The organism is Paenibacillus ginsengihumi DSM 21568 (assembly GCF_000380965.1).
Lineage (GTDB): Bacteria > Bacillota > Bacilli > Paenibacillales > NBRC-103111 > Paenibacillus_G > Paenibacillus_G ginsengihumi.
Genome location: NZ_KB905675.1, coordinates 1 through 2185, shown reverse-complemented (window position 1 = coordinate 2185; position 2185 = coordinate 1). Strand labels below are relative to the sequence as shown.

General features: G+C 40.4%; 2 protein-coding genes and 1 pseudogene. All 3 read right to left on the bottom strand.

Annotation, left to right across the window (positions count from 1 at the left end):
- Positions 1-196: 196 nt before the first annotated feature.
- Positions 197-673: a hypothetical protein gene (locus tag F591_RS0126880; protein WP_019537623.1), complete on the bottom strand. Its 477-nt coding sequence runs from the start codon at positions 671-673 to the stop codon at positions 197-199.
- Between the two features lie 233 nt (positions 674-906).
- Entirely contained in the window at positions 907-1494 is a 588-nt protein-coding gene (locus F591_RS31100) for a pentapeptide repeat-containing protein (RefSeq protein ID WP_083935636.1), read from the bottom strand.
- Between the two features lie 22 nt (positions 1495-1516).
- Positions 1517-2185 (bottom strand): annotated as a pseudogene (locus F591_RS32185) (hypothetical protein); the annotation flags it as partial.

Below are 2185 nucleotides of genomic sequence, written 5' to 3'. Positions count from 1 at the left end.
CATCCTTTTCCTTTTCTGTGATACGGTCATTATATTCAGCAACTTCCGGACAGGCAATCCCATCAACAATTGGACGTTATGCTTCAGCGGTAACACTCTGTCCTCTGTTTCGGTTGAGCCTATAAACCTAAGAACTCTATTTTCTGTTGGACTCTTTAACTGTTTGACCTGTACACGAATTGAATGTTTTATCTGCTTAGCCCTCCAATTCCGCAAGCTTTGCCATCTCGTAAGCTAGAAGCCGTTCTGTTTCCTGTACTCGTTCCTCTGCCCGTTGAACCATTGCCACCGCTTCTTCCTTTGCCTCCTCCAGTTCCTTACGCTGACGAACTAACACGCTTTGGTTGTGCTGTACAGTTCCCCTCAATGCAGATGCTTCACGCTGTAAATCTTCAATGAAACCAATTGCTTCTTGCTTTTCATGACGGTCTTTCTGATCCCCTAGCAATTCAAACCGTTCAGCTTGATCTAATAACTGCCGGATCTCTGTTCCTACCTGTGCATCTGTGCGCCCCGACAGTTTCAACTCTGCCGCCTTCTCCCGCAAGTCCCTTACCCGTTGCCAATAACCTCGAATCTCATCCATAAGCTGTTCATAGTCCGCTTGTGCCTGAGTGATTGAGCGTACCGTCTCCTCTAGGACTTCCTCTACTACCGGTTCACGTTTTGCCATTCATTTCGTCCTCCTTTGATTTTGTGCATGCAAAAAAGCTCATTCCTACTCATGGTTCAAGTTGGAAAGAGCTTTTGAAAGTTTATCAAGTGTTTGAATTGTTTAGTGTTGGTTGTATTGTACGATATTGTCGTTGGGAAAGTAAATGGGCTTACCAAAATGCTTGACAAACCCTATTTATCTTGTTCCTTGCGCAAGGAATCTAATAAATTGTCATTTTGCTAATGAAGATATTATCCTCTCATCTGCTCCATTAACCACCTTTTAATATCATCACCGTCCAACCTTATTGGTTTCTCTTCAGTTCCAACAAAAATATGTTTGGCAGACACTTCATCAATCCCGTTTATTTGTTCAAAACTAGTTCCATAAAGAAGTGCCCCATCAAGTAGAGCGTTTGTTAAATCAACATTAGAAAACTTTGCGTGGCTTAAATTTGCTCTTCGAAATGATGCTCGCCTCAAGTCTGATCCAGATATATGAGCAAAGCTAAGGTCTGTATCATCAAAAGACGCTTTTATACCTACACAATTTCTTATATTTGAATGTTTTAGCGATGCGTAATCAAATACTGTTTTACTCAGTATACATTCCGAGAAATTCGTTTCTTCGAATGATGTACTTAAAAAATAGCAATCACTCATATCATTATTCGTAAAAAACGAATTGTTCATATTTGACTCTACAATTTCTGAACAACTCAGATTCATCCCTGCAAGATTTAGTTGTTTTAATTCTTCTTTTACAATTTCTAATTTCTCTCCCATATCACCATCCGATTCTGCCCAATTATGATGTTTTAAAAACATACTATCATCCATATAGTACTTCCTTTCGGATATTTTATGGCCACCACAGCAATTTATCACTTAAACCTAATTCATTTACTGCTTCGCGTACTTCGTGTATATGTTCTGGGAACATTTTTGATGAATCGATGATAACATTCTCACCTTTTGAAAGAGACTCTTCTATATCAGCAATTGCCTTTTCCAGTGTATAACCCTTTGGTGCAAATTTTGAATACCATCCTTTAACGTCCCACTTTACACCTGTTGCATCAATAAATTCTGCACCTGCTGGGTTGGTATCTCTAACTATAGGACCAGGTAAGTCCCCTCTCGCCTCTAACTCTAAGCCTGCTAGTCTCTCAATTTTTGACTTTTCGTTGATTTTAAAGTTTTTTGCTGGATCTTTTGCCAAACTCTCATACTCTTCTGGAGACCTAGCGTAGTATCTTCCCTTATCCCCATACTTGTCTATCAATTCCTTATAGTAATCCGGCGCAGTTTCTCTAATTTTGTCTAAATCAGCTTTAGGCATCCCCTCAGTGTCCTGTTTCGGCGGGGTGGATTGGTCTGCCTCCCGTGCCGCCTTCTCGGCTGCCTCTTTCTTCTTATAAAACTCATTCCACTTTTTCTGTACATCCGTCTCAGGCAACTTTTCTTTGGAATCCATATGCATGACTTTAAGATCATTCGCATCAAGCTCGATTCCTTCAGGGGTTACCGA